This window comes from Nocardia sp. NPDC024068 (genome assembly GCF_040638875.1).
Lineage (GTDB): Bacteria > Actinomycetota > Actinomycetes > Mycobacteriales > Mycobacteriaceae > Nocardia.
Map to the genome: position 1 here is coordinate 37,635 of NZ_JBEZYU010000004.1, position 26,090 is coordinate 63,724.

31 protein-coding genes and 2 pseudogenes are annotated in these 26,090 nt (G+C 67.2%); 16 read left to right on the forward strand and 17 right to left on the reverse strand.

The annotated features are described in order from the left end of the window. Positions 1-19: 19 nt before the first annotated feature. The 5 genes from AB0F41_RS07300 to kdgD all read right to left on the reverse strand — a co-directional run bounded on the left by AB0F41_RS07300 (position 20) and on the right by kdgD (position 5,530). Positions 20-799, reverse strand: coding sequence for an ABC transporter ATP-binding protein (locus AB0F41_RS07300; RefSeq protein WP_357421883.1), 780 nt, complete (start codon positions 797-799; stop codon positions 20-22). 35 nt (positions 800-834) lie between these two features. Further along, complete coding sequence (locus AB0F41_RS07305) at positions 835-1,863, reverse strand: ABC transporter substrate-binding protein (protein WP_357421885.1); 1,029 nt, start codon at positions 1,861-1,863, stop codon at positions 835-837. Between the two features lie 20 nt (positions 1,864-1,883). Beyond that, positions 1,884-2,735 (reverse strand): ABC transporter permease, encoded by an 852-nt coding sequence (locus AB0F41_RS07310; RefSeq protein ID WP_357421886.1) that lies wholly within the window; start codon positions 2,733-2,735, stop codon positions 1,884-1,886. A gap of 216 nt (positions 2,736-2,951) precedes the next feature. Beyond that, on the reverse strand, positions 2,952-4,559 hold the full coding sequence (locus AB0F41_RS07315) for an aldehyde dehydrogenase (NADP(+)) (RefSeq protein WP_357421888.1): 1,608 nt from the start codon (positions 4,557-4,559) through the stop codon (positions 2,952-2,954). Positions 4,560-4,603: 44 nt separating this feature from the next. Beyond that, the gene (kdgD, locus tag AB0F41_RS07320; protein ID WP_357421889.1) at positions 4,604-5,530 is read right to left on the reverse strand and encodes a 5-dehydro-4-deoxyglucarate dehydratase; all 927 of its coding nucleotides are present in this window, start codon (positions 5,528-5,530) and stop codon (positions 4,604-4,606) included. Positions 5,531-5,646: 116 nt separating this feature from the next. Here kdgD and AB0F41_RS07325 point away from each other — a divergent pair, with 116 nt between their 5' ends. Further along, positions 5,647-6,609: a LysR substrate-binding domain-containing protein gene (locus tag AB0F41_RS07325; protein WP_357421890.1), complete on the forward strand. Its 963-nt coding sequence runs from the start codon at positions 5,647-5,649 to the stop codon at positions 6,607-6,609. Further along, entirely contained in the window at positions 6,606-7,001 is a 396-nt protein-coding gene (locus tag AB0F41_RS07330; protein WP_357421892.1) for a nitroreductase family deazaflavin-dependent oxidoreductase, read from the forward strand. Before AB0F41_RS07325 ends, AB0F41_RS07330 begins: the two co-directional genes overlap by 4 nt. Before the next feature lie 32 nt (positions 7,002-7,033). Here the strand turns inward: AB0F41_RS07330 and AB0F41_RS07335 are convergent, their stop codons facing one another. Continuing rightward, complete coding sequence (locus tag AB0F41_RS07335) at positions 7,034-7,570, reverse strand: hypothetical protein (protein WP_357421893.1); 537 nt, start codon at positions 7,568-7,570, stop codon at positions 7,034-7,036. A 179-nt stretch (positions 7,571-7,749) separates the two neighbouring features. On the opposite strand from AB0F41_RS07335, the gene AB0F41_RS07340 reads away from it, so the two are divergent. The 6 genes from AB0F41_RS07340 to AB0F41_RS07365 all read left to right on the forward strand — a co-directional run bounded on the left by AB0F41_RS07340 (position 7,750) and on the right by AB0F41_RS07365 (position 12,674). After that, positions 7,750-8,115 (forward strand): ADP-ribosyltransferase domain-containing protein, encoded by a 366-nt coding sequence (locus tag AB0F41_RS07340; protein WP_357421894.1) that lies wholly within the window; start codon positions 7,750-7,752, stop codon positions 8,113-8,115. Positions 8,116-8,211: 96 nt separating this feature from the next. Further along, positions 8,212-9,864 carry a GMC family oxidoreductase N-terminal domain-containing protein gene (locus tag AB0F41_RS07345; RefSeq protein WP_357421895.1) on the forward strand — a complete coding sequence of 551 codons (1,653 nt, stop codon included), beginning with the start codon at positions 8,212-8,214 and terminating at the stop codon, positions 9,862-9,864. 228 nt (positions 9,865-10,092) lie between these two features. Beyond that, positions 10,093-10,422 (forward strand): WXG100 family type VII secretion target, encoded by a 330-nt coding sequence (locus AB0F41_RS07350; protein ID WP_357421896.1) that lies wholly within the window; start codon positions 10,093-10,095, stop codon positions 10,420-10,422. Positions 10,423-10,448: 26 nt separating this feature from the next. Then, on the forward strand, positions 10,449-10,784 hold the full coding sequence (locus AB0F41_RS07355) for a WXG100 family type VII secretion target (protein ID WP_357421897.1): 336 nt from the start codon (positions 10,449-10,451) through the stop codon (positions 10,782-10,784). Beyond that, positions 10,781-12,271 carry a hypothetical protein gene (locus AB0F41_RS07360; RefSeq protein WP_357421899.1) on the forward strand — a complete coding sequence of 497 codons (1,491 nt, stop codon included), beginning with the start codon at positions 10,781-10,783 and terminating at the stop codon, positions 12,269-12,271. Before AB0F41_RS07355 ends, AB0F41_RS07360 begins: the two co-directional genes overlap by 4 nt. A 10-nt stretch (positions 12,272-12,281) precedes the next feature. After that, entirely contained in the window at positions 12,282-12,674 is a 393-nt protein-coding gene (locus AB0F41_RS07365; RefSeq protein ID WP_357421900.1) for a hypothetical protein, read from the forward strand. Positions 12,675-12,811: 137 nt separating this feature from the next. On the opposite strand, the gene AB0F41_RS07370 is transcribed toward AB0F41_RS07365, so the two are convergent. Next, positions 12,812-13,210 (reverse strand): PPOX class F420-dependent oxidoreductase, encoded by a 399-nt coding sequence (locus AB0F41_RS07370; protein WP_357421901.1) that lies wholly within the window; start codon positions 13,208-13,210, stop codon positions 12,812-12,814. 331 nt (positions 13,211-13,541) lie between these two features. Here AB0F41_RS07370 and AB0F41_RS07375 point away from each other — a divergent pair, with 331 nt between their 5' ends. Next, positions 13,542-14,840 (forward strand): NtaA/DmoA family FMN-dependent monooxygenase, encoded by a 1,299-nt coding sequence (locus AB0F41_RS07375; RefSeq protein ID WP_357421903.1) that lies wholly within the window; start codon positions 13,542-13,544, stop codon positions 14,838-14,840. A 146-nt stretch (positions 14,841-14,986) separates the two neighbouring features. Continuing rightward, the gene (locus tag AB0F41_RS07380) at positions 14,987-15,772 is read left to right on the forward strand and encodes a glycerophosphodiester phosphodiesterase family protein (RefSeq protein WP_357421904.1); all 786 of its coding nucleotides are present in this window, start codon (positions 14,987-14,989) and stop codon (positions 15,770-15,772) included. Positions 15,773-15,798: 26 nt separating this feature from the next. On the opposite strand, the gene AB0F41_RS07385 is transcribed toward AB0F41_RS07380, so the two are convergent. Next, the gene (locus AB0F41_RS07385) at positions 15,799-15,957 is read right to left on the reverse strand and encodes a hypothetical protein (RefSeq protein WP_357421906.1); all 159 of its coding nucleotides are present in this window, start codon (positions 15,955-15,957) and stop codon (positions 15,799-15,801) included. Next, on the reverse strand, positions 15,930-16,235 hold the full coding sequence (locus AB0F41_RS07390; protein ID WP_357421907.1) for a hypothetical protein: 306 nt from the start codon (positions 16,233-16,235) through the stop codon (positions 15,930-15,932). Before AB0F41_RS07390 ends, AB0F41_RS07385 begins: the two co-directional genes overlap by 28 nt. Positions 16,236-16,375: 140 nt before the next feature. Here AB0F41_RS07390 and AB0F41_RS07395 point away from each other — a divergent pair, with 140 nt between their 5' ends. After that, entirely contained in the window at positions 16,376-17,608 is a 1,233-nt protein-coding gene (locus tag AB0F41_RS07395) for a helix-turn-helix domain-containing protein (RefSeq protein WP_357421909.1), read from the forward strand. A 79-nt stretch (positions 17,609-17,687) separates the two neighbouring features. Beyond that, a pseudogene (locus AB0F41_RS07400) lies at positions 17,688-17,870 on the forward strand (Tn3 family transposase); the annotation flags it as partial. Positions 17,871-17,889: 19 nt separating this feature from the next. Here the strand turns inward: AB0F41_RS07400 and AB0F41_RS07405 are convergent. After that, complete coding sequence (locus AB0F41_RS07405) at positions 17,890-18,336, reverse strand: MarR family transcriptional regulator (RefSeq protein WP_357421910.1); 447 nt, start codon at positions 18,334-18,336, stop codon at positions 17,890-17,892. A gap of 60 nt (positions 18,337-18,396) precedes the next feature. Between AB0F41_RS07405 and AB0F41_RS07410 the strand changes: the two genes are divergently transcribed. Further along, complete coding sequence (locus tag AB0F41_RS07410; RefSeq protein WP_357421911.1) at positions 18,397-19,065, forward strand: NAD(P)H-dependent oxidoreductase; 669 nt, start codon at positions 18,397-18,399, stop codon at positions 19,063-19,065. A 68-nt stretch (positions 19,066-19,133) separates the two neighbouring features. Further along, positions 19,134-19,922 carry an SDR family NAD(P)-dependent oxidoreductase gene (locus AB0F41_RS07415; RefSeq protein ID WP_357421912.1) on the forward strand — a complete coding sequence of 263 codons (789 nt, stop codon included), beginning with the start codon at positions 19,134-19,136 and terminating at the stop codon, positions 19,920-19,922. Positions 19,923-20,079: 157 nt separating this feature from the next. On the opposite strand, the gene AB0F41_RS07420 is transcribed toward AB0F41_RS07415, so the two are convergent. From AB0F41_RS07420 to AB0F41_RS07435, 4 genes are all read right to left on the reverse strand, one after another. After that, positions 20,080-20,547: an NUDIX domain-containing protein gene (locus tag AB0F41_RS07420; protein WP_357421914.1), complete on the reverse strand. Its 468-nt coding sequence runs from the start codon at positions 20,545-20,547 to the stop codon at positions 20,080-20,082. A gap of 243 nt (positions 20,548-20,790) precedes the next feature. Next, positions 20,791-21,231, reverse strand: a complete 441-nt coding sequence (locus tag AB0F41_RS07425) for a DoxX family protein (RefSeq protein WP_357421915.1) — start codon at positions 21,229-21,231, stop codon at positions 20,791-20,793. Positions 21,232-21,338: 107 nt separating this feature from the next. Further along, entirely contained in the window at positions 21,339-21,839 is a 501-nt protein-coding gene (locus tag AB0F41_RS07430; RefSeq protein WP_357421916.1) for an HAD domain-containing protein, read from the reverse strand. Continuing rightward, a complete protein-coding gene (locus tag AB0F41_RS07435) occupies positions 21,839-22,423 on the reverse strand; it encodes a TetR family transcriptional regulator (RefSeq protein WP_357421918.1) in 585 nt (194 codons plus the stop codon). The genes AB0F41_RS07430 and AB0F41_RS07435 overlap by 1 nt, the downstream gene beginning before the upstream one ends. A 61-nt stretch (positions 22,424-22,484) precedes the next feature. On the opposite strand from AB0F41_RS07435, the gene AB0F41_RS07440 reads away from it, so the two are divergent. Next, positions 22,485-23,294, forward strand: coding sequence for an SDR family oxidoreductase (locus tag AB0F41_RS07440; protein ID WP_357421919.1), 810 nt, complete (start codon positions 22,485-22,487; stop codon positions 23,292-23,294). A 62-nt stretch (positions 23,295-23,356) separates the two neighbouring features. Here the strand turns inward: AB0F41_RS07440 and AB0F41_RS07445 are convergent, their stop codons facing one another. Then, positions 23,357-23,860 carry a MarR family transcriptional regulator gene (locus AB0F41_RS07445; protein ID WP_357421920.1) on the reverse strand — a complete coding sequence of 168 codons (504 nt, stop codon included), beginning with the start codon at positions 23,858-23,860 and terminating at the stop codon, positions 23,357-23,359. A gap of 114 nt (positions 23,861-23,974) precedes the next feature. Between AB0F41_RS07445 and AB0F41_RS07450 the strand changes: the two genes are divergently transcribed. Beyond that, a complete protein-coding gene (locus tag AB0F41_RS07450) occupies positions 23,975-25,615 on the forward strand; it encodes an MFS transporter (protein ID WP_357421921.1) in 1,641 nt (546 codons plus the stop codon). A 75-nt stretch (positions 25,616-25,690) separates the two neighbouring features. On the opposite strand, the gene AB0F41_RS07455 is transcribed toward AB0F41_RS07450, so the two are convergent. Next, positions 25,691-25,861 carry a hypothetical protein gene (locus AB0F41_RS07455; RefSeq protein WP_357421922.1) on the reverse strand — a complete coding sequence of 57 codons (171 nt, stop codon included), beginning with the start codon at positions 25,859-25,861 and terminating at the stop codon, positions 25,691-25,693. Positions 25,862-25,895: 34 nt separating this feature from the next. Beyond that, positions 25,896-26,086 (reverse strand): annotated as a pseudogene (locus tag AB0F41_RS07460) (IS3 family transposase); the annotation flags it as partial. Between the last annotated feature and the right edge of the window lie 4 nt (positions 26,087-26,090).

Here is a 26,090-nt window from a genome sequence, read left to right on the forward strand (position 1 = left end):
GGAGTCGGGCGTCGGGATATCAGCTGATGCCGGCGATCACTCCGATATGGGATTCGATCTCTGTCGTGTAGTCGGAGAACTGCTTCGAGAACCGGTGTTCCTTGCCCCGGGGCCGCGGCAGGTCGATGGTGATATCGGCGACGATCCGGCCCGGCCGCCCGCCCACGACGACCACCCGGTCGCCGAGCCAGACCGCCTCGGGAATGCTGTGGGTGACGAACAGGACGCTGCATCCCGCGGCCTGCCAGATGCGCTGGATCTCGAAGTTCATCGAATCGCGGGTCATCGCGTCGAGCGCGCCGAACGGTTCGTCCATGAGCAGCAGTTCCGGCCGCGACACCAGGGCGCGGCAGATCGCGACCCGCTGCTGCATCCCGCCGCTGAGCTCGTAGGAGTACCGCTTGGCGCGGTCGCCGAGCCCGACCATCTCCAGCAGTTCCTGGGCGTAGCGGCGCGAATCCTCGGTCCGGGTGCCCCGGAACTCCAGCGGCAGCAGCACATTGTCGATGTTGTTGCGCCACGGCAGCAGGACCGGGCTCTGGAACACCATCGCGATGTCCTCGACCCCGTCGTTGATCGGCCGGCCCTTGACCAGGATCTCGCCCGCGGTGGGCTGCTGGAGCCCGGAGATCGTCTTGAGCAGCGTGGTCTTCCCGCTGCCCGACTGGCCGACGATGGAGACGAACTGTCCCGGCTTCACATGGAAGTCCAGTCCTTCGAGCACTGTGTTGTCGTGACCGTCCCGGGACCGGTAGGTCATTCCGACACCGTTGACCGAGATGGCGTATTCGTTGTTCATGGGGCCCTCCACCGCCTGTTATGGGGCTTGGATCGTTACGGGGCTGCGATTTCCACGCCGCGATGCAGCGGTTCGAGGAAATCGTTGCTGTAGATGTCGTGCGGGGTGAGTCCGCTGTTGGGTTTCAGGCCGAGGAACTGCTGGGCCACGTCGAGTACCTTCCCGACGCCCGCGTCGTCCATGACTCCGAATTCGTCCACCGATTCGTCGGCGTGCCAATTCAGCGAGCATTGTTCGCGGATCGCCAGCGCGATGGTCGGAATCTCGTAGCCGGTGACCTCCCGCTGGAAGTCCTGCGCCGCCTCCTCGGGATGGGCACACGACCAGAGGAAACCCTTCTGCATGGCCCGGTTGAACCGGCGCACCCGGTCGGGGTCGCCGCGGAGCTTGTCGTCGGAGACGACGATCCCGTTGCCGTAGAGGTCGATACCGAGATCGGACCATTTCAGCACCACGGCCTCCCGATCCAGTGCGTCGATGGCGGGTTCGTCGGAGATGTAGAGAGCGAGATTGGCATCCCACTGCCCGGCCATCAGACCCGGAATCTTCGAACCGCTGGAGGCATGGACGAGGTTCACATCCTTGTCGGTGAGCCCCAGCCGGCTCAGCGCCAGCGGCCACATCGCGGTCATCGCGCCGGCGCCCTCGGTGGCCAGCGTGCGGCCCCGCAGATCGTCCCAGTCCTTGATCCCACTGTCCGCGAGACCCACGACCGCGTAGGCGGACCGGGCCTGCAGCAGGTTGATCTGTTTCACCGCGGCGCCCCGGCCCTGGTTGATGACCGTGGTACCGAAGTCCGCGAATCCGGCATCGACCCGGCCGGTCTCGACGGAGGTGACGGTGTTGGTGGAGCCCGACCCCGGCATGATGGTGAGGTCGATACCTTCGGCGGCGAAGAAGCCGCGGTCCACCGCCGCGAAGAACGGCGCGTGTTTGGGCAGGTACCCGACGTCCATCATGAGGGTCATCGAGTTCTCGCCGCCGCCGGTCCCGCAGCCCGGCAGCGCCACCGCCAATACCAGCGCCCCGATGATCGCGGCCAGTCTGCGCTTGGGTGTGCGCATCCGAATCTCCGATCCCGTGCTCATTTCGCGTGGTTCTTCCACGGAATCAATTTGCGTCCCGCCAGATCGACCAGGAAGAACAGTGCCAGCGCGATGGCGGCCAGCACGATGAACGCCGCGAACATCGACGGCAGGTCGACCTGGCTGTTGGCGAGGAGGATGACATAGCCCAGGCCCTTGGACCCGGCGATGAATTCACCGACCACCGCGCCGCCGACGGCGAGAGAGATGGAGATCTTCGCGCCGGAGAAGATCGCGGGAAGCGCGTAGATCATCTCGATCTTCGACATCTTCTTCCACTGCGACGCCCGGTTGATCCGCGCGAGCTCCTGCAGTTCGTGCGGTACCGAGCTCAGGCCGTCATAGGTGTTGATCACCAAGGGGAAGAACGCGATCGCCATGGCGACGAACGCCTTGGACTCGAATCCGAATCCGAACCACACGATGAACAGCGGCGCCAGCGCGACCTTGGGGATCGTGTCGATGGCGACGAGCGCGGGATACAGGAAGCTGCGGATCGTCGGCGAATAGTGCAGCGTCGCCCCGCACAGCACACCGAGTGCGGTACCCAGCGCGAATCCGGCCAGGGCTTCCTGCAGGGTGACGAAGGTGTTGGTCGCGAAGTACTCGGGCCGCGCGAACAGCTCCTGGAACGCCGAGATCGGGCCCACCAGCAGAAATTCCGGCGGATCGAAAAGCACCACCAGCAGTTGCCAGACGGCGAACAGGCCGACGATCCCGGCGACCGCTTTCGCGCCGGTCACCAGCGAATCGCGATTCAGCATTTTCGGGCGGGACGGCGCCTGGGTGCGGACTCCCGGCTCGGCGGAATACGGACGCGGCGGGTCCGAGGTGATTTCGGGCGAGGCCATGGTGGTGACTCCGATCAACAGGTGCGCGATGCGCGGACAGCGCCTGGGCGAAAGCAGGCGACCGGTGAATACGGGCTGAGGACAGCGCACGGCGTGACGCGGCCCGGGAACTCACGCAGCGTGCGCCGATGAGCCGTATGTGGTGGTGGAAGTGTCATGAAAACCTCGGGATCGGAAAGAGCGGCCGGGCGCAGGTGGGCGCCGCCCGGGCGACGGTCAGTCGGCGGGCAGCGCGTCGCGTCCGGGTTCACCGTCGACCCGCCGCCACACACCGAGCGGATTGTCGTCACGCACCTCGGCGGGCAGCAGCGCGGACGGTACGTCCTGGTAGGCGACCGGTCGCAGGAAACGCTCGATCGCGAGGGTCCCGACCGACGTCGTGCGCGCATCGGTGGTCGCGGGGAACGGCCCGCCGTGCACCATCGCGTGCCCGACCTCGACACCGGTGGGCCAGCCGCCGAACAGGATGCGCCCGGCCCGCTCCTCCAGCAGCGGCAGCAGCGCCGCGGCCAGCGGATGGTCGGCGTCCGCGGCGTGCACGGTCGCGGTGAGCTGGCCTTCCAGCATCCCCACGGCCGCGGTGAGCTCGGCGGTATCCGCGCAGCGGACCAGCAGCGAGGTCGCGCCGAACACCTCCGCCTGCAACTCCGGTTCCGCGAGGAACCGCGACCCGTCGACGGTCAGCAACCGCGCCGCCGCGGCGGCCGCGCCGTCGGGCCGCGCGCCGCAGGCCACCTGGCCGACACCGTCACGGGCGGCCAGCGCCGTACCCGCGGCGTCGTAATGTCCGGCGATATCGGTGGTGAGCATGACTGCACCCGCGTTCGCGGCGACCGCACCGGCCGCCGCGTCGACGAACGCGTCCAGGCCCGGACCCTCGACGGCGAGCACCAGCCCGGGGTTGGTGCAGAACTGGCCCGCGCCCAGAGTCAGCGATCCGGCGAACCCGGCACCGAGTTCGGCGCCGCGCTCCGCCAGCGCCGCGGGCAGCAGCAGCACCGGATTGATACTGCTCATCTCCGCGTACACCGGGATCGGCACCGGCCGCGCCGCGGCGACGGCCGCCAGTGCCAGCCCACCGCGCCGGGAGCCGGTGAACCCGACCGCGCGAATCCGCGGATCGGCGGCCAGCCGCGTGCCGATATCGTTCCCGATGCCCACGAGCTGCGAAAACGTTCCCGCCGGCATACCGGTATCGGCCACCGCGTCCGCGATCGCCCGAGCCACCAGTTCCGCGGTACCCAGATGCGCCGGATGCGCTTTGACGATCACCGGGCAGCCCGCGGCCAGCGCCGAGGCGGTATCGCCGCCCGCGGTGGAAAAGGCCAAGGGGAAGTTGCTCGCCCCGAACACCACGACCGGCCCCAGCGCGACCCGGCGCTGCCGGATATCGGCCCGCGGGGTGGCACCGGACCGGCCGGGGTCGATCCGGGCGCCCTGCCAGGTCCCCGCCCGCAGTTCGGCGGCGAACAACCGCAGCTGACCGCTGGTACGGCCGACCTCACCGGTGAGGCGCGCGACCGGCAGCGCGGTCTCCAGATGAGCGCGTTCGACCAGTAGATCCCGGCGGTCATCGAGCAGTTCGGCGATCCGCTCGAGGAACCCGGCCCGCTGTTCGGCGGTCGTCGAACGGAACGACGCGAACGCCTCCTCGGCCAGTTCGCAGGCCCGGTCGATCTGCTCGACCGAAGCCGCCCGGTAGGCCGGCTCGAGCGGCGCGCCGGTACGGGGATCGGCGGAGCGCACCTCCTCGCCGACGCCCGCTACGGGCTCGGCTCCGAGGACCAGGGCTCCTGCCGGATGGGTCGTCGAGCGATCGGACACGGGGGTCTCCTTCTGCATTATCGTGGCGATATATCGGGCCGGGCTCAGCGGGTGACGGAGCGCGACTTCTCGACCACGTCCGACAACATTGTCATCTCGGCCTCGTCCAGGTCCGTCAGCGGTGGGCGCACCGGACCGGCATCGTGGCCGGTCAGCCGCATTCCGGCCTTCACGACGCTGACCGCGTAGCCGGCCTTGCGATCGCGGATCGCGGTGTAGGGCAGCACGATTTCATCGAGCAGGCGGCGCACGGTGGCCCGGTCCCCGGCCCGCACGGCACCGTAGAAGGTGAGGGCGAACTCGGGCAGGAAGTTGAAGATCGCCGAGCTGTAGGTCGTGACCCCCAGCTCCAGATACGGCAGCGCGAACGTCTCCGCCGTGGGCAGCCCGCCGATGTAGACGAAGCGGTCGCCGAGGCGGGAGTGGATCCGGGTGATCGACTCCAGGTCGCCGATACCGTCCTTGTATCCGATCAGGTTGGGGCAGGTGTCCGCGAGTTCGGCCAGGATGCCCGGGGTGTAGACCGCGTTGGCCCGCGCGTAGACCACCACGCTCAGCGACGTGGCCGCGCAGACCGCGCGCACATGGTCGCGCAGACCACCCGGCGAGGCCTCGGTGAGGTAGGGCGGGAACAGCAGCAGGCCGTCGGCTCCCGCCGCCTCGGCGTCGCGCGCCATCTCCACCGCCTGCGCGGTGCCGTATCCGGCCGGCGCGAGAATCGGGGTGCCCTTCGGCGCGCTCTCGACGGCGGCACGCACCACCCGGCCCACCTCCTTCGGGGTCAGCGAGAAGAACTCACCCGTGCCGCCCGCGGCGAACAGGCCCGCGACCTCGTATTTGCCGAGGCGGATGATGTTCTCCCGGTAGGCGGGCTCGTCGAACTCCAGATCCCCGGTGAAGTGGGTGACCGGGAACGACAGCAGACCGGAGCCGAGCTGCCGAGCGAGTTCGGTCGGGGTGAAGGCGGGCATCGGGTTCTCCTCCTGCGGGGTGGCAACTGTGCGTTTGTGACTGCGACCACCGTAAGAATCGGGAGTGATACCTGTCCAACACTGTTTCTGCATCTACCGATACCTATTATGAATCGGTGTTTACGTTGAACCAGCTGGAGAGCTTCGTCGCCGTCGCCGAGACCCTGCACTACGGACGGGCCGCGGAACGTCTCTCGATCAGCCAGCCGCCGCTGTCCCGGCGGATCCAGCTACTCGAGCGCGAACTGCGGGTCGAGTTGTTCGATCGCACCGGGCGCGCGGTCCGGCTCACCACCGCCGGGCAGGCCTTCCTCGGCGACGCCCGGAGAATCCTGGGATTGTCGGAGCAGGCGGCGCTCACGGTGCGGCGCGTACCCGAAGGTGAAATCGGCACGGTATCAATGGGTTTCACGGCGTCGTCGGCGCATTCCGTCCTCGACGCCTTCGTCGCCGCCGCCCGCACCCGGCTCCCCGGTGTCGACCTGGTGCTGCGGGAGCGGGTGTCGGGTACCCAGCTCGAGGAGCTGCGCGCCGGGGAACTCGATCTGGTCCTGGTACGACCGCCGGTGCGCGGTAGCGAACTCTCGCACCATCCGCTGCACCGCGAGCCCCTACTGGCCGCCATCCCCACCGGGCACCCGCTGGCGACCCGGGAGTCGATCCCCCATGTCCGGGATTTCGACGACGAACCGTTCGTCATGTACTCGCCCGCGGAGGCGCGCTACTTCTACGAGGTACTCGTCGGCGTCTTCCGGGGCGCCGGGATCGCGCCCCGGTACGTGCAGCATCTGAGTCAGGTGCACACCATCCTGGCCCTGGTCCGCGCGGGACTGGGGCTCGCGCTGGTGCCACGTGCCGCCGAGGCGTTCGGGCTGGACGGCGTGGTGCTGCGCCCGGTGGAGGGTATCGAGGGCGAGCCGGTCGAGCTGGTCGCCGCATGGCGGGCCGATGACGACAACCCGGCCCTGCATGCCGTGCGCGATCTGGTGGTGGAGGTGGCCGCCGGCATCCGGCATCACGAATCTCCGCCCAGGGACGGATGTACCGCCGACCACCCACTTCTAGGCTCATCGAGATGACGCACACCGAAGGTTCGCTGCCGCACTACTTTCCGAAATGGGCGGATCGCCTCGGCGACCGATACCTCAACCCCCTCATGCGGCGCCTCGCGCCGTCCCTGCCCGGCTTCGCGGTGGTCGAGCACATCGGCCGGAAATCCGGCACCCGCTACCGAACCCCCGTCAGCCTCTTCCACAGAAACAGGGTGATGGCAGTCGTACTGCTGCACGGCGAGACCGACTGGGCGAGAAATATCGTCGCCGCGGGGCAGGCCCGCGTCCACTACCGCGGCAAGACCGTCACCGTCCGCAATCCCCGGGTCGTACCACCCCGCGAAGCCACCGCCGAGACGCCACGCCTCGCGCGTATCGGCAACCGAATCGCGGGGACCATCGTCTTCGACGTGGAATAGCAGCCTCGCGGCGGGTGCCACAGATCGCGAAGTCAGTGCGTGAGCACGACCTTCACAATCACCACCGCCGCCGCGCCCACCGTGAGCAGTACCGCCGACAGCACCGACGCCCGGGTCGGCGGTTCACCCTTCAGCCGCCGGATCACGAACACGATCCCCCCGATCCGCAACAGCACCGCCACCTCCGCGAACACCTGCGCGGTCCGCGGGTCCAGCCACCCCGGCAGCCCGGTCGCCAGGATCACGCACGGAAGCACCGCGGAACTGAGGATCGGCACCGAATTGCGCAGTGCCCGCCACCTGTCCGCGACCGTGAGCGTCCGGCCTTCTCGCACACTGTCCCCCACCGCCTCGGCGAAACTGTGCGCCACGAACGTCGACGCCGCCGTTCCCAGCACCACCAGGATCCCGACATGTTTCTCCGAGGTCACCACCGGCACCAGCGCGGTGAGCACCAGGACATTGCCGTAGATATAGGCACTGATCCGGCTCGCCGCATTACCGCGATCCAGTGGTGTGCGTCGCGAGAACAGCGGACGATGCAGCAGCGCGTACGGGTCGGCGTCCATCGGCCCCTTCCATCGGTCGGGCAGCCCCGCCGGATCCGGCCGGCCACCGCTGTAACCCAGGCGATCGGGCACGATCGGGGCCCAGGCGATCGGGCACGATCGGCTCGATTCTGCACCACGAACCCGCACCCGCGGTCACACCGCGCCCGGCGAATAACAGAGGACTGCGGTCGGGGACGATGAGCCCGGCAGACAGGCAATTCGCCGACGATCTCCGATCGGCCATCGCCAAACTGCGCAACTACTCGGGCACCGTTTTCCGCGGCGCCCACCTCTCCGACGACGCGCTCGCGCGCTACAAGCCGGGCAGCATCGTCACCGAAGCCGCGTTCACCAGCACCAGCCGCAGCAAGAGCCGGGCCTTCGGAGGAAATACACATTTCAAGATCCGGTCGAGTACCGGGAAACGGCTGGGCGGATACTCGGCGAAACCACATGAGAAGGAAGTGCTGTTCCCACCCGGCACCGGATTCGAGGTCGTCAAGGTGAAGTACAACCAGCACTGGCGCCGGACCGATATCACGATGGTCGAACGCCCGAACTGACGCACCGATCCCCGCCCGCAAGAAACTAGAACGCGTTACAGTTGCCACAGCCGGTTCCCAACACCCGGTCCCTCTCCGAGGGAAGGATGAATCACCATGGCCAAGCGTGCGCCCAGTAACGAAGCCGAGTACGTCGTCGTCGGATCCGGCAGCTCCGGAGCGATCGTCGCGGGACGGCTCGCCCGGTCGGGCGCGACCGTGATCCTGCTCGAGGCCGGTAAGTCCGACGACAAGGGCATGCACGGGTACTTCACCAAGAAGCCCGGCATGATCGGCCCGATGCACGCCGAGCCCAAGCTCGAGAAGTTCTTCGACTGGGGCTACCGCTCGGTGCCGCAACCGGGTCTGGACGGGCGCCGCATGCCGGCGCCGCGAGGCAAGGTCGGCGGCGGCTCCTCCTCGGTCAACGGCATGGTCTACGTCCGCGGTAACCGCGCCAACTACGACTCCTGGGCCGCCGAGGGCAACACCGGCTGGTCGGCCGACGAGGTCAACGAGGCGTTCAAGCGTTACGAGGACTTCGAGGACGGTGCGAACGAGTTCCGCGGCGCCGGCGGGCCGATCAAGATCACCCGCAACAAGAGGCCGCAGGAAGCGACCCTGCAGTTCATCCAGGCCACCGCCGAAACCCTCGGCGTCAAGATCCTCGACGACTACAACGCCGCCGAGCAGGAGGGTATCGCCCGGATGCAGCAGAACGCTGCCGACGGCCTGCGCTACTCCTCCACGCGGGGTTACGTGCACCACCTCGCCCCGGACACCCTGGAGTTCCAGACCGAGGTCCACGTGACCAGGGTGGTCATCGAGAACGGCCGCGCGACCGGTGTCGAGGTGATCGACCGGGGCAGGAAGGGCGGCACCCGGCGCTTCGTCGCCGCGGGCAAGGAGGTCATCCTTTCCGCCGGCTTCATCAACAGCCCGCAGTTGCTGATGCTCTCCGGTATCGGGCCCGCCGGCCATCTCGGCGCGCTCGGCATCGAGACCATCGCGGACCTGCCGGTCGGGGACAACTTGCAGGACCACCTCTTCCACCCCCTGTCCTTCCACATCCCCGGCGTCGCCTACCGCGGCAACGCGTGGACCTTCGCCAAGGGCGTCGCCCGCGACGTCTTCCGCGGCGGCTCGTTCCTGGACAACTCGGTCTTCGAATCGGTCGGCTTCGTGCGCAGCAGCCTGGCCACCGACGTCCCGGACATCGAGTTGCACGCCCTGCCGTGGACCTACCCGAGCCCCAACCAGGACGAGCCGATCCGGCACACGCCCGACCCGCGTCCGGGGCTGACGGTCTTTTCCACGATGATCTATCCCAGGAGCCGCGGCACGATCCGGCTCGCCTCGGCCGACCCGGCGGCCGCGCCGCTGATCGACTACGGGTATCTCACCGATCCGAACGACGTCGAGGTGCTCGCGCAGGGCACCGAGATGATCCGCGAGATCATGGCGTCGCCGATCTTCGGGGGCGGTGTGCAGGCCGAGATCCACCCCGGCCCCTCGATCCCGAACGGTAAGGAGCTCCGGAACGCCTTGAAGGAGCGATCGACTTCGGTCTACCACGGTGTCGGCACCTGCCGGATGGGAGTGGACGAGCGTGCCGTCGTCGACCCCGAGCTGAAGGTGCGCGGCATCGAGGGGCTGCGCGTCGTCGATGCCTCGATCATGCCGAGCATCACCGGCGGCAACACCAACGCGCCGTGCTTCATGATCGGCGAGAAGGCCGCGGAGATCATCCTCGGCGGCGCGAACCGGTGAACGGCGACCGCATTCGAGCCGGATCGAATGCGCCGGCCTCCGCGTCTCCGGCATGAGGATTCGCACAGTGGCGCACCGGCACTGAACGGCCCGATACCCCGCGGCCCGCACCGATCCGGTGCGGGCCGCTGTCGTATTCGCCGGATACGCGGAACCGACCCGGCTCGCGGCGCGTCGGTCTATTTGTGAGGATTGGCAGCGCTATGACACGACGACAACGGGGGATGTATGCCTGACTCTGTTCCGGTTTCCACGGATGCGAAGGCAATGGCCGATGCGGGCACCTTCCTGTCGGAGGTTGCCGACACACTCGGCAACGGGTTCATTCGCATGGATGCCGAGATAGACGGGATGGCCGGCTACTGGTCGGGCCCGGCCGCGGCCAGTTTCACCGACGGATGGCGGGAAGCCAGCGCCGGCGCGGTGCAACTGCTGTCGTCGCTGGAGGGAATGGCCGAACTGCTCGGTGTGCAGTCCGGCGAGTTCGCCGAGGTCGACGAGTCGCTGCGTGACGAGCTGGCCGCCAACGAACCACGACCGAGCTCGCTCAACATCTGATACGCGAATCAAGAGGTACACGCCCCATGTCACATCACCGTGTGGACACCGACGCGCTGGATGCGCTCAACGCCCAGTTGCGAGGCCTGCTCGGGTTCACCGAGGACAAGCTGGTCCAGCTGCAGGAACGGATGAACGCGCTGCACAACGGGGACGGCACGGCGGGGCCGTGGACCGGCGAAACCGCCGAGGCCGCCCGCACCGCCATGGACACCTGGAACGCCGGCGCCCAGAAAATGCGGGACGGGCTGGCCACCATGGAGGCCGCGAGCAAAGCCGCCCACGACTCCTACACCACCACCTGTGCGGTGATCCTGGCCCGCCTCGATCGCGGCCCGGCTCCCGCGGGCAGCACGCAGTGACGCTGCTCGACGTCGATACGGACGTCTACCAGCAAGCCTCGACCGCACTGCTGAAAGCGGCCGACGACTACTATCTCGCGGTCGACAAACACTGGTCGAAACTGGCCGATTCCGGCGAATCCATGTGCGGCTCCTACGAGGAGGCCCGAACCTGGGCGGCCGCCTACGACAGCAAAGCCGGCGACCTGCTGGTACAGGTCAAGGCGATAGCCAACAACGTCAACGGCTACGGCAACGTCCTGCGTGAACTGGGCTATCTGCATGCCCTCGGCGACCACAACGCCGATATGAATCCCGGCCCACCGCCCACCGAACCGGCGTATCCGGGGCTGGCGTTCGGGGCGGGCTGCCGGCCGCCGCTGCCCTCGTCCGGCGGGCCCGGGGAGGGCCTGATCGAGGACGGCATCGGGCTACTCGACGAAATCGGCATCACCGTCCCCGACGGCGACACGGACAAACTGTGGACGGTCGCGGCGATCTGGCGCGAGATCGCCGCCGAACCCGCCGTGTCCGGGCTCGCGGCCGAAATCGACCGCGTGGCGGCCATGTTCGCGCCGATCACCGCGCCCGAACTCGACCATATCGACGACGACCTGAAAGCCCTGTCGGCCGCGGCCACCGAAACGTCGGCCGGATTCGGCGCGATGGCCACCACCACCGGTGAACACCACGACGAACTGGTCCAGATGCGGAAGGACATCGAGGGCTTCCTGATCCAGTTCGCCATCGACGCCGCTGTCGAGGCAGCGGTCGGGGCCGCGGTCACCATCGCCGCGAGCCTGGTCACCTTCGGCGCCGCGGGCGTGGTCGCCGCCGGTGTCACCGCCTCCCGGCTGGCCGCCCTGTGTGCGAAGTACGGCCCGAAGATCAAACCGCTGATCGCCCTGTTCAAGCTGCGCGGGCTGGGTCGCGGGATGAAAGACCTTCCGGACTGGTCCACCCACAAACAGCGGATGGACCAGATCTGGCAGATGATCAACAAGAAGGCGCCGGGCGGGTACCGGCCCACCGGAACGAACTGGTCACTGACCCCCGAAGACGTCAAGGCTCTGCAACTGGGGCAGATGAAGACCCGCCCTGACGGCACGACGCTGAACGAACTGCTCTACCGCGGAGAACGATTGACCCCGGAGGAACAGCAGCAGGCCAACGCGCTCAACCAGGCGTTGGCCAAGATCGCCCCGCACGAGGGTCCGGTGGTGCGCCACATCACCTTGTCCCCGGAAGAGCTGGCCCGCTACGAGCCGGGCAGTCCGGTCACCGAAAACGGGTTCATGTCCACCTCGATGAAACCCGACGGCACCAACAAGGCGTTCGCCGACGGACAGAATGTCGAGTTCCAGATCGTGAGCAAGACCGGCAAGCCGGTCGGGGAACACTCCGGACTCGACGACGAAGTTCTGTTCGGGTCCGGGACACCGTTCATGGTGCACAACAAGATCATCGGCCCGGACGGCAGAGTCATCATTCAAATGACCGAAATCTAGGGTGGTTCCATTGTTCGAACGACTTATCGGCCGCATCAAGAAGGGACGCACACCGATGTCCGGCGCCGAGGATTACCTCAACAGCAACGAATACGCTCGTAACCAGGCCATATTCGACCAGTTCAACGCCGATAAGCGCAACCGCCGCGCCGCATACGACGCAGACCCGAACCACGCCACGATCGACGATATCGACCCCGAAACGCTGCAGAAGCTCCAGGCCCGCGCCCGGGAAATGCTGACCCCCGAAACCACCGGCTGGCGCCAAGATGCGGACCACTGGTACAACGGCGCCGGCGATATCGTCTACACGCGGGGCCCGGACGGCTGGTACGACAACGCGGGTACTCGAGTCTATGACCTGGTGTACAACCGGGTTACCCGAGAGGGAGGCCCGCAATAACCCTCCGCGGGACACCGGCGCGGAGTGGTCGAGTCGATCTCACAGCGTGAGCCGCCTGAGATCGCTTCCCGCGTCTGCGGTGCGAGCCGAACTGCCAACGCGCCGGCCGTTCTCCTGAAATCGCCCACGCTGCCCGGCTACTCCGCGCCGCGACTGGTGAAGTCGAAGGATCCGCCGTCGATACCCCAGGAGATGACCCGTTCGGGGTGAATGCGGATGACCGCGCGTTCCTGGGGCGGGAACGGCGGCTCCTCGTCGTCGAGCGCCACGGCTGTGCCGCGTACCTCGATGCCGCGAATCACATAGGGCTCCAGGGAAACCTGCTGGTCGATGACGAACGACACCCGGCTGCCCGCCTCGACATTGCGGTACTTCCGGCTGCCACGCATCCGCATGCCCCCGATGTCGATCGTGCCGTCGGCATTCACCCGGTAGCCGGTCGGGTTGTTCTGCACCACACCGTCGGGCGACACCGTGGCCAGCCGCCCGATTCCGGCCGCCGCGAGGAACTGCTGTTCATTGCTGGTGAAGGTCATGTCGATTACTCCTCGGTGGATTCGATATCAGGTGCGCCCGGCGATCAGCCGGAAGTCATGGGTACGGAAAGCGCGGCTTCCGAACCTCCGGCTTCCCTCGTTTCTAGCGTCGCTAGATACTGGAGCAACAGTAACACTTGCCTCGCTATCTTGTCTAGCGTTGCTAGACTCCTGATCGCGGCCACAGGATCGTGTTCGAATCAGCAAGCCGCACATGCCGGATACAGCTGGGTGGACTGCGCCCGAGCAGTCGCCGGCCCGAGGGCAAGCCCACCCGAAACCCCGACGGTGCGCATACCCTCGGAGCAAGTTCTACGACAGGAGCCTCCCGATGGCGGAGCGACGTTATCTGCATCTGAACCTGGTGGCCAACGACCTCAACCTGCACCAGGGCGCCTATCGATACGAACGAGCCCACGGCGTTCCCGAGCGCAGCACGTTCGAGCGTCTGCTGGAATACGGCGCATTCGGCGACGAGGGCCTGTTCACCGCTTTGTTCGTCGGCGACATCCCCGGCATGCAGGGCTCCCCCGCCTTCGACGGCGGACCGGCGGAACCCATCACCGCCCTGACCGCGATCTCCCAGCACACCAAGCATGTCGGCCTCATCGCGACAGCGTCGACAACGTTCTACGACCCCTACAACCTGGCCCGCCTGCTGGCCTCGCTCGACCAGGCCTCCGACGGCCGCGCCGGATACAACGCGGTCACCTCGGTGATCGACCGGTTCGCCCAGAACTACAGCCTGCAAGAGCACCTTTCCCGCGAAGCGCGCTATCACCGCGCCGACGAGTTCCTCCAGGTCCTGCGAGCACTGTGGGACAACCGATCCGCGCGTCCCGATCCCGACGGCCGCACCCGCTTCTACGCCGAACCGATCAACCACCACGGACCGCTGTTCAACGTCGCCGGACCTCTCAACATCGCCCCCAGCCGACAGCAACGCCCGCTCATTGCGCAGGCCGGCGGCTCGGGACCCGGCATCAAGGTCGCCGCAAAACACGCCGAGATGGTGTTCACCAACTCCTCCACCCGCGCGAGCGCCGCCACCTACCGCCAGACCCTGGACAAAGCCCTCATCGACGAAGGCCGGCCCCCGGGCACCGTCCCCGCCATCCCCGGGCTGATCCCCTACCTCGGCCGCACCACCGAAGAGGCCGAGGAGAAACTCCGAGAACTCGACAGCTACGTCGACTGGGCACCCCTCGCACCAGCCGCACTGGGGCAGTTCGGCATCGAACTACCACTGGGCGATATCGACGACCCGTTCCCCACCCACCTGCTCCCCCGCCCGGAAGACGTCGAGCAGACGATCAAGAGCACCTTCGGCAATTACGTCGGCCTCTACAACTGGGCCCAGGAACACCCGGGCGTCACCGTGCGCGATGTCGTCGCCCAGGCGGTCGGCCGGGGCGGCGCGACCCACCGCAAATTCGTGGGCACCTACGACGACTTGGTCGCAGATTTCGCGACCTGGCACGAGGACGGCAACGTCGGCGGCTTCAACCTGATGTTCTCCGCAGGTTCGACAGCCATCCGAGAATTCATCGACGAGGTGGTCCCCCGCCTCATCGACCGCGGCATCTACCGCAGCACCCCCACCGACCTCCCCCTACGCCAACGCTTCTGAGCCCGTTACTTTGCGTGGGCCGGAACCCAGCGTTCCTCGGGATGGCGGGCTGCCCAGACTTCGTAGCGTGTAGGTCGTCGGCCCCATCCGCATGAATTGGACGCCGGTGTTCGGCAGCATCGGGCGGCAAATGTCAGACTCGGCGAGTGCCTACATCGACCGGAGTAACCGTCGTCGCGCACCGAGGACTCGTGCCCGGCCTCCCGGAGAACACACTGGCAGCCTTCCACGGCGCGATCGCACTCGACGTCGACGCGATCGAGATCGACCTCCGAGTCACTGCCGACGGGCATCTCGTCGTAATGCACGACGACACGGTGGATCGGACCACCAACGGTCACGGCCGAGTCGCCGACCTGACATCGGCCGAGATCAAGGCTCTCGACGCAGGCTCGCTCGCCGGTTCGGCCTTCAGCGCAGAGCGGGTGCCGACCTACCGCGAAGTACTCGAGGCGCTGCGAGGACATCGGACGCAGCTGCTGCTCGATATCAAGGACTGCCCACCGGAAGCCAAGCAGGAAATCGTCGCGCTGACCGATCATTACGATGCCTCGCACAGGGTGATCCTCGGTCCGCGCACGGTCGACGACCTGCACGAATTCAAACGGCTCGATCCGCGCCTGCGCACGTTGGCGCTCGTCCCGGGACGAACCGACCTCCCGCCGGACCCATCGGATATCGCGGCGTTCATCGACGCCGGTGTCAACCTCGTCCGTCTCTGGCCGGCCTGGCTGCTGACCGACCACCACACCGGCGCTCAGCTCGTCGAAAACATCATCGCGCGCGGAGTGCCGGTATGGACCTGCGCGGACACCCTCCTCGGCGACATCAGCGCCGACACCCCCGAACACGATCTCCGGCGACTCATCGACATCGGCGTGACAGGCATACTCACCGACCTGCCGGAACTGCTACTGGACATCCTGCGCTGATGCCGAACCTCCAAGAAGGTGCGGCATCAACGCTCTTCGAGGCCGTCGTGCTGTTCTCGACTGTCGGCGGTCTGGCGGGCTTTCGATTCCGGCCACGCCAGCGCCCACACCAGCACCGCCGACGGCACGCCGATCGCGACGATGTACCCCAGCACGATCACTGTCCGGGCCTCACCAGTGACCATCGCGCGAAAGACAAGCGGGGCAGCACCGTCTCCACATCGGCGACGTCCATAACCCTGTTCAACTCGATCGGGCCGAGATGGTGCGGACCGGGCATGACCACCGCGTCCACGTCGGCAGCGCGAACCTGATCGAACAGCGGGAGCACCGACGATAGATCGGGCCAGACCACCAGATAGCCGAGATGACGCGCCAAGCGCTGAACCTGCGCCCGGTCCCAAGCCAGAGCCGTGCTGGCATCCAGATCCACATATCCAAGTGCGGTCGGCCGGTATCGCATCAGGTTTTCCCCTGTCCCTGTCCCCTGCGTTTTCGTTGGCTTGCACCCGCCGCCGAGGCATACGCACCCGGCGGCGGGCGCGGTTGGGAACCTTGACAGCTCAACCGCCGCAACCTGTTCCTCTGTGGAACAGTGGAGGTATGAGCCATTTCCAGCCAGAGGACGACCGCTACGTCGGCCGTCAGGTGCGCACCATCCGCGCCCGGCGCGGAATCTCACAACAAGTCCTTGCCGACCGCGCCGGGCTATCCCGCAGTGCCATCGCGAAATTCGAGACCGGGCTACGGCCGATCGACTCCCGTAGGACCTTGCTCGCGCTGGCATCCGCGCTCGGAGTAACCATCGGAGATCTGACCGGCAGCCAAGAACAGGAGAAACTGGACCCGGCCACGGCCGGTTTCCACGCGGCTGTTCCGGATATCGAGACCGTGCTGTGGGCGCGAGGCAATGTCACCGACACTCGCCCGCCGCGTCCGCTCGATGAACTGGCCAGGCTCACGCACACAGTCACCAAGCTGCGTAACGACTGTGATTACGCCGCCATCGGCCCGATGCTCGCGCCGATGCTCACCGACGCATACCGGCACGTTCACGAGGCGGACAGCAGCAACGCCGAGCGGGCCTATGACGTTTTCGGCACCGTGGCCTACGGCGTGGCCTCGGCGTTGCGAGCACGCGGATATCACGCGCTCGCCTGGAGCGCCGCCGAAGAAGCCGACCGCGCCGCACGTCGAATCGCCGCTCCGGCCCAACTCGCCGCAGCTGCCTTCAGCCAGGGACAGATCATGTTGTCCCGCCCCGGCGCACTGCCCGCCGCATTGGCGACCACAATGGGAACGGCCGATCGGATCGCGGCCGACGTCCGTACGGCGGGCGAGATCGAAACCTATGGAATGCTCCACCTGCAAGCGTCCATGGTGGCCGCCACCATGGGCAGCGACCCTGAACCGCACCTTGCCGAGGCGGCCGAGCAAGCGGGCCGTCTCACCGAAGCCCGCCCGAATACTTCCGAGGCACGCAACGAGTCGTTCGGCCCGGCCAATGTCACGCTCTGGCGGATGTCGGCGGCAATCGAACGACGCGAGCCGGGCCAGGTGCTCGAACTCGCCCCGGGCCTCGACCCATCCGAACTGCCCAACGAGGGTCGGCGGGCTCAGTACTTCGTCGAAATCGGCCGAGCGCACGCGATGCAGCGAAATCACAGAGACGCGTTGTACGCGCTACTGCGGGCCGAGCACGCGGCCCCACAGCACGTTCGCACGTTGACGCCGGTCCGCGAACTGGTCGGGCACATGATGCGCACGGCCCGCCGGAACCTCACGTCCGGCGACCTCGGCAAGCTCGCCCGGCGGGTCGGCGTGGTGCCCACGTAGCCGGGCGGCACGACTCGGCGTCACAAGCCCGACCGGCCGCGCGATCGGCTCGGTGCTTCGCGAGCGGTCCGCTTGGCTTGTCGCGGTCGACCAGATGCGCCGCGAAGGCCGGCGCATCGACGACGAGGTGCTCGCCCACATCTCACCCGCGCACAGCGAGAACATCAACTTCTTCGGCGCGATCGAGGTCGACATCGACGCCGAACTCGCCGCCCTCGGCCCGACCGGCTACCGGCCATTGCGGATCCGCGACACCCTGTTCCAACCACCGGGTCCGGCAATCACTGTTCACCGATCCTTCGCAGCAGACTCACAAGTTGGCGGCGTTCGGCCCCGTTGAGGCCGTTGGTGACCACGGTTTCGGCGTCGCGCCACGCGACCCGCACCGGCTCGACCGCCTGGTGTCCCTGCGCGGACAGACGCAGTCGAATCACCCGCCGGTCGGAGTCGTCGTGGGTCCGCTCCACGAAGCCGGAACGCTCCATACGGCTGATGGTCTTGGCGATCGTGGGCTGCTCGATACCCATGCGCTCCACCAGCTCGGCCTGCGTCGATCCTGGGTTCTCGTGGAGGTCGACCACGATGAGCTCTTGGCCGGGGTGCAGCCCGAGCCGGGCGAGCCGCTGCGTCAGATCGGCCCGGTGTGCACGCGCGGCGAGAGCGAGAGCGTAGCCGATGGGGCCGACGTCGCGAGCGGTGTCGCGGCCTGATCGAGAGGGCATTTCCATAGTCGGCTATTGTACAGTCGGCTATTATATAGTCGGCTATGTAATTCGAACGGAGACGCCGTGGCGCACCTGCTGCACATTGATACCAGTCCCAGAAGGAACTCCTTCTCCCGCGAAGTCTCGGCAGTGTTCGCCGCCGCGTGGCGCACCGGACATCCCGGCGGTGACTACACCTACCGGGATCTGGGTGCCGATCCCGTGCCGCCGGTCGACGAGGCTCGCACCGAGATCGCGATCCAGGCATCCGCAACAGGGGTCCGGAAGCTGGCCGACATGTCCAGTGCGGTGCGAACCCCAGCACAGGAGAGAAGTTGGGCGGTGAGCCGGCCGCTGATCGAGGAATTGCTGGCGGCCGATGTGCTGCTGATCGCGAGCCCGATGTACAACTTCTCACTCCCCTCGACGCTCAAGGCGTGGATCGACCAGATCTCCTTTCCCTGGCTGCCGCTGGCCGGGCGGACTGCCGTCGTGGTCACCGCCCGGGGCGGCTCGTACGCGCCGGGAACACCACGTGCGGCGCACGACTACCAGGAGCCCTACCTGCAGGCCTATTTCGAGACACTCGGGCTCACGGATCTGCATTTCATCCATACGGAACTGACCAACGCACTGCACGTCCCGTTCCTGGCCGAGTTCAAAGACGCTCACCAGACCTCGCGAGCCGCCGCGTTGGAAGCCGCTACCGCACTCGTCACCTCGATCGGCCGACGGCTGCAACTGTCGAGCTGAGCCAACCACTCCTGCAACAACTTTCAATCGGGCGATCGCAAGCCCGCAACAACGGAAATCGGAGAAACATGGAGACAGGACTGAAGGGCCGCGTGGTACTGGTGACCGGAGCCTCCAAAGGCATCGGCGCTGCCACGGCTCGCGCGTTCGGGGCCGAACAAGCCCGGGTGGCGATCACGTACCACACCGACCGCGCGGGCGCGGAGACGGCGGCCTTGTCGGTCGAGGCAGCCGGCGGAGAGGCGATGGTCGTGCCGTTGCGGCTCAGCGATCCCGCCACCGCTACCACAGCGGTGGGAGCAATCAACGAGCGCTGGGGCGATATCGACGCTCTTGTCGCCAACGCGGTCGACTGGGGCGGGGACGCCCCGCCCGACCCCGGCGTCCGGTTCGAGGATGTACCGCTCGACCACTGGAACCGGATGATCGGCGCCAACCTGATCGGCACCGTGGCGGTAATCCGGTCTGTGTTGCCCGGTATGCGCAGGAACAGCTGGGGACGCATCGTGCTGATCTCCTCCAGCGTGGCCGAGGAAGGGATCCCCGGACCCGGCCCGTACGGCACGGCCAAATCGAGCCTGTACGGCTTGTCGCGCAGTCTCGCTTGGGAAGGCGGCCGGGACGGCATTCTCGTCAACGTCGTCGCCCCCGGGTTCACCCTCACCGAAACCAGGGCTGCGTTTCCCGATGCCGTGATCGACAAGCTGGCCGCGGGCACCCCGACCCGGCGACTGTCCGATCCCGACGATGTCGCCCGCCTGATCGTGTTCCTGGGATCTGACGCCAACCGCAACCTCACCGGAGAGGTCCTCCGAGAAGGATCCTCCGCCGCACGCGCCCCACACGCAGGCGGATAGCGCGTCGGGATGGCGGAGGCTTTGCTGGTCAACTCCAGCGGAGGGGGCCAGCTCGAAGTCGCCACGACATCCTGAGCTGTTCCGCTGGCCGAACGGCCAACGGAACACCAGGCGGCGCAGGCCCGCTCCCACCGGGACCCCGTATACCGGAAGCATTTCAATGCTGGATCAAGCCGCCGACCGGAGTGGGCGTGACGTGACCGGTTGCCGGAAGGGTCCGCGCCAGCGCCAGGCCGGTATCGACAAGCGATGCTCGCCGCAGCGAGGCCACCTCGCCGATCGGAGTCCAGGTCGGCTCGACAGTCGCCCCGTTCGGTTCGGCGCGAAGCCGACCGCCGGTGACGCGGACGCGGTAGAAGATCCCGACATTCTGGTGCTCGACTCCCGCCCGAGCAACAGCGGCGGGGATCACTCTCGAATCCACGCCCAGCAGGCGTTCGACAACCCCGTCGTAGCCGGTTTCCTCAGCGAGCTCCCGGGTCACCGCATCGAAGGGATCCTCCGCGTGCTCGACCTCACCGCCTGGAAGTGTCCACGTGGTCTCGCCGTTTCCGGCCACGTGACGAGCGAGCAACACCCGCCCCTGTTCGAGACAGACGGCGTATGCCGCGAATCGGAAACTCATCCACCAAACCCTATTCCCGCCGTCGCCGCCGTCCTGCTTGCCAGGTGAAGTCACCGAGTAGCCAGGGCATGGAATGCGCCCGACGCGATCACGGCCACCTGGTGCGGCGCCCGGGGCCAGGGCGCCGCGGACCAGATGGCCGCTCGATCGATCGCCGCCAACCCGACAAGCGACCGATCCGGAAACGCACGATCGGCGATCGGTGGCTCAGGCCACCGATCGCCGGTCGTGCTCAGTGGTTTGTCATCGCGACAGCGAGGTACGCAGATCGGTGATCGTGGCGCGGCGCTCGTAGGCGATCCAGGCGAAGATCGCGGCGAGGGCCAGCGGGAAGATCGCCATGGCGGGTTTGTCGGCGATGAACGCCTGTGTCCCGGCGGCGAGGACGGTGAGAACCGACAGGCCCGCGGCGGCCAGGGCGCTGAGCCGGGGCACCATCAGGGCGATACCGCCGGCGACCTCGACGATGCCGATGAAGATGAGCAGCGCGAACGGGATGGTCAGGTTCTCGGAGGCGTTCTCGGTCAGGGAGTTCGGTATCACCAGTTTCGGCCCGCCGGAGGCGATGATGAAGAACAGGCCGAGCAGGATCTGCAGGGTCCACAGGACGCGGTTACGGATTTTGCCGGGACGGTAGGTGACGGCGTCGGCGGAGTAGCTGGCGGTGGGGTTGGCGGTGGTCATATCCGGTCCTTCGGTCGGTCGCGCCGGGTTGGTAGCGCGTTCAACCGATAAGACGGAGCATCGGCCGAGGAGTAATCGCTATCCGCGAAGATTGTCGGAACCGCCGCTCAGACCGCGCCGGACATTCGTAGCCATTGACTGAGAGGTGTGAAGTCGTCGTCGCTGAGTCCGCGGTAGGACTCGACATGATGCAGGAGCGCACGGCCGGGATGATGTAGGCGGATCCAGTTGCGATCGGCGTCGGTGATCTCGTCGTCGATCCACGCGAACGGCAGGCCGGCCGCCCAGTCCACCAGTGTCCTGGTCTTCCAGCACAGCCCGAACCATCGATCCTCGCGTTCGTGCTCGGCAGAAGTATCCGGCCAGCGGACGACTGGCAACTGCGGAAGTCCGATCAGGGGTGCGATCTCGGCGTTCGCCTCGTCTTCCCATGTGGTGGCCCAGACCAGCTGACACGGCAGCGCTGCCAACCACCGCCCCAGCTCGGGGTTGAGCCGCGACCGTCGGTCCGATACGACAACATCCCGCCGTTCGTGTCGCGGGCCTTCACCGAATGGAAGAAGCGGCCCGTCGACATCGAGGAAAAGCAGCGGGCGTTGCTGTCGCACTAGCCCCGCACCGCCGACACTGCCTCGTCATAGAGCTCGGCGAGGTCGTCGTCGCCGTCCGATTCGATCCACGCTTCCGAGGCCGCGTCCAGGCAGGAGAGCGCCGCCGCGGCGATCGCCGTGGCATGCAGCGTCACCCGCTCGGGGAGCCCGTCCATTCGTGCTGCGAGCAACGGCACGAACATCTCCTGCCAGCGCAGCCGTTTTTCCATCAGTCGCGCCCGCAACGTCGGGGTGTCGAAGAGCATTTTCCCCAGAGCGAGGGCGGCATCCATGTCGGGGACCGTGGTTTCGCGGCTGGCGTGAAGGGCGGCCCGGAGGGCTTCCCACGGGCTTTCGCCGGGCGGCCGGGCGGCCAATTCGTCGGCGATCACCCGGCCACGGGCAATGAGGTCGCCGAGGACGATGTCCTCTTTGGTGCCGAAGTAGCGGAAGAAGGTGCGCCGGGAAACCCCGACCGCTTCCACGATGCGGTCGATCGGGGTCTCGTCGAAGCCGTCGGTCAGGAACATCTCGAGGGCGGTGCCGACGATTTCACTCCGGACGGCCGCGCGCTGGCGGTCCCACACGGTTTCCTTCGCCATGCGGGGAGCATACCCCGTGCCAACCTGGCACTTGGTGTCAACCTGGCCTACGATGTCAAGTATGTCGATATCGTATGCCGATCAGACCGTGTTGATCACCGGGGCCAGCTCCGGAATCGGGCGGGAATTCGCGAGGGCGCTCGCCGAGCGCGGGGCGGCGGTGGTGCTGGTGGCCCGGCGTCACGATCTGCTGAACGAACTCGCCGCGGAGTTGCGGTCTGCGCACGGAGCGGCGGTCGAGGTGATTCCTTACGACCTGACGTCGCCGACCGCCGGGCCGGATCTGCGAAAGGTCGTCGCGGAGCGAAGTATGCGGGTGACGAGTTTGATCAACAACGCGGGCTTCGGCACCTTCGGCCCATTCCGCGACGAGGACCCGGAACGGCTCGCGCAGGAGATCGCGGTGGACGTATCCGCGCCCGTCCAGCTCACCTCCGCGTTCCTGCCGGATCTGCTCGCGGCGGGCAACGGATTCCTGATCAATGTCGCGAGCATGGCGGCCTATGCTCCGACGCCGCGCATGGCGGTCTACGGTGCGTCGAAAGCGTTCGTGCTCAACTTCACCGAGGCCTTGTGGTCGGAATTACGTGGTTGTGGTGTCGCGGTTTTCGCATTGTCGCCGGGGGCGACCGATACCGAGTTCAACGCGGTCGTCGGCACCGACGACGCTACCGCGGGCGCGCGGATGCGGGCGCCGGCCGAGGTGGTGGCGACGGCGCTGGCGCATCTCGACCGCCGGTCGCCGGGGCCGAGTGTTGCCGACGGGATGAGCAATCGGTTCGGCGCCGCGATCAGCCGGCTGGTGAGCCGGCGGACCGCGGTCGTGCTGATGGATCGGTTGTCGGACCCGAGCCGTCGGCTGCCGGCATAGCGGTGAACCCGAGTGGTCGCAATACGCGCCGAACTCTCAACGGCAGCGGCGGCGGGCCGGTCTCAGTGGTCGGTGGTAGTCCGGTCGGGCGAGGGTGGAAGCGGCTGGCCGAGGCGGTTGTTCATCGCTTCGGTCAGCTCGGTCAGGAATCTCTCGAACTGGGTGAGTTGTTCGGGGCTGTATCGGGCCATGACGGCGGCGACCTCCTCGCCGAGCGGATGGAAGAACTCGTCTGCAAGGTGGTGGACGTCCGGGCCGCCGCGCAGGGTGACCATGCGCCGGTCGCGGTGTTCGCGGGTGCGCACGACGTGGCCGGCCTGCTCGAGCCGGTTCAGCAGCGCGGTGGTGGCGGGCTGGGACAGCCCGATGCGTTCGCTGAGCCGGGCAGGTGAGAGCGCCGTGCCCCGCTCCTCGGCGGCGAGGATTTCGATGAGCGCCTCGGCGTCGGTGGAGTGCAGCCCCAGCCATGCCGCGAACTTGCGGCTGAACTCCCGATAGTTGGCGCCGTAGGCGCGTAGTCCTTCGGTCACCTGGTCCAGTTGAGCCTGTACAACCGGGTGGTTCATCGATCCCTGCCCGCCTTTCTCACCGCGGGGCGCTACCGGCGCCGCCGCTTGACAACCTACCGCCCTCGAATCTAATTTCACGATGGAATTATTCCACCATGGAAGTAGATTGCTATGAATGAGAAGAGGACGGCCGAGCCCCAGGCCGAGACCTCCCTGCTGCAATGGCTCGGTTTGCTCGCCATCGCTCTGGGCGTCGCCCTGATCGTGGTCGACACCACGATCGTGAACGTGATCATCCCGTCGATCATCGAGGACCTGGACACGGGTTCGACCGAGGCGCAATGGATTCAGGAGTCCTACGCGATCGTGTTCGCCGCACTGTTGCTGGTGGTCGGTCGCATCGCCGACATCATCGGCGCCCGGCGGATTTTCCTCGCCGGCGTCATCGTCTTCGGCGTCACCAGCATCATGGCCGGGCTCGCACCCGGCGGCGGCCTGCTGGTAGTGGCACGATTCCTGCAAGGCGCCGGCGCGGCCATGATCCTGCCGACCTCGCTCGCGCTGCTCAACGCCACATTCACCGGCAAAGCGCGCGGTCAGGCGTTCGCGGTGTGGGGATCCACCATCGGCGCGGCCGCCGCGCTGGGCCCGCTGCTGGGCGGCTGGCTGGCCGAACACGTGTCGTGGCGCTGGGCGTTCGGCATCAACGTGCCGCTCGCGGTACTGATCGTGGTCGGTGTGCTGACCTGCATCCAGCGTTCGCCACGAGCACCGGGGCGTCTCGACGTTCTGGGAGCGCTGCTGTCGGTGCTCGGTCTGGGCCTGTTGGCCTTCGGTCTGGTCGAGGGCCGCACCTACGGCTGGATCACCAGCAAGGAGCCCTTGCATATCGGTGGCATCAGCTGGGACAGCGGTCCCTCGCCGGTGCTGGTGGCGCTGGTGCTGAGCATGTTCGCTCTCGGCGGGTTCACCGGGCGTCAGATGCTGCTGCGCCGCAGCGGGAACACCGACAAGGCGCTGATGGACCTGAGCCTGTTCAAATCGGCCTCGTTCCGCAACGGCAACATCGCCACGCTGATCATCGGGCTCGGGGAGTTCGGCATTGTCGCGGTGCTGCCGCTGTGGCTGCAATTCACCCTCGGATACAGTGCGGTCCAGTCCGGCCTGGCGCTGGTGCCGATCGCCATCGGCAGCTTCATCGCCAGCGGTGCGAGTTTCGGGCTGGCCGACAAGAACGTCTCGCCGGTGAACCTGGTCCGCCTCGGCCTGGCCTTCGAGGTCGTCGGCCTGGGTGGCCTCGCGCTGTTCGCCTCCCCGGAGAATTCGTGGTGGTCGCTGGCACTGATCCTGTGCCTCTACGGCGTCGGCGTCGGCTTCGCGACCGCACAGGTCACCAACGTCGTCCTCGCCGACATCCCCGAGAACGACAACGGACAGGCTTCCGGCATCCAGAGTGCGTTCCGCCAGCTCGGATCCGCCCTCGGTATCGCGATCCTGACCACGGTGTTCTTCACCACGCTGGGATCGCAGGTCACCGACCGCCTGACCGCGGACGGCATGGACACCGTCCGGGCCGAGCAGCACGCCCACACGATCACCGACAGCGCGGGAGCCGCGATCGAAGGGTACGCGGCACAGCCGCAGACCCGGCCCATCGCCGACGCCGGTCGAGCGGCCATGACCGACGGTATCGAGCTCGGCGGCTACCTCGCCGCGGGATTCATCCTGCTCGGCCTGGTCGCCACCGTGCTGATTCCGCGATCGGCCGCACACGAGAACGACGACGTCCGCGCGCCGGCAGCGCACGCCTGAACCCTGACGAGTCCCGCCGCGCATTCGAGCGAGGCGGGACTCGTCAGGACCCCGTCGCACGACACATCGATTTGCTCAGTGCAGAGAATTGCAGCGCACCCAGGCGCGCAGAAGTCCGCGGACGGTGGCGGTGCTGTCGAGGCTCGCGGACTTCGCGCGCATGGACACATGCGTCGCGGCGGGGCGCGCCTCGCCGGTGAGAACGATAGCCAGATCAACCGAGACCGGAGTCGGAGGATCGACCATCCGCCGCAGCGTTCCCGCCTAGCGGACACCGCGAGGTCACGATCGCGATCCACAGCTGTTTGCGGGTATCCCACCGCTGCCGGTCCAGCACGTTGCGCTACCGGAGGCTGAAGAAGCTCTCCATCGCCGCATTGTCACCAGCGGCACCGGCACGGCCCGTCGACCCGGCCCTGCCATCCGGTGCCGGTTCGCGGCGTGAACGAAACGCCTGGAACGAAACTGAGCAGGT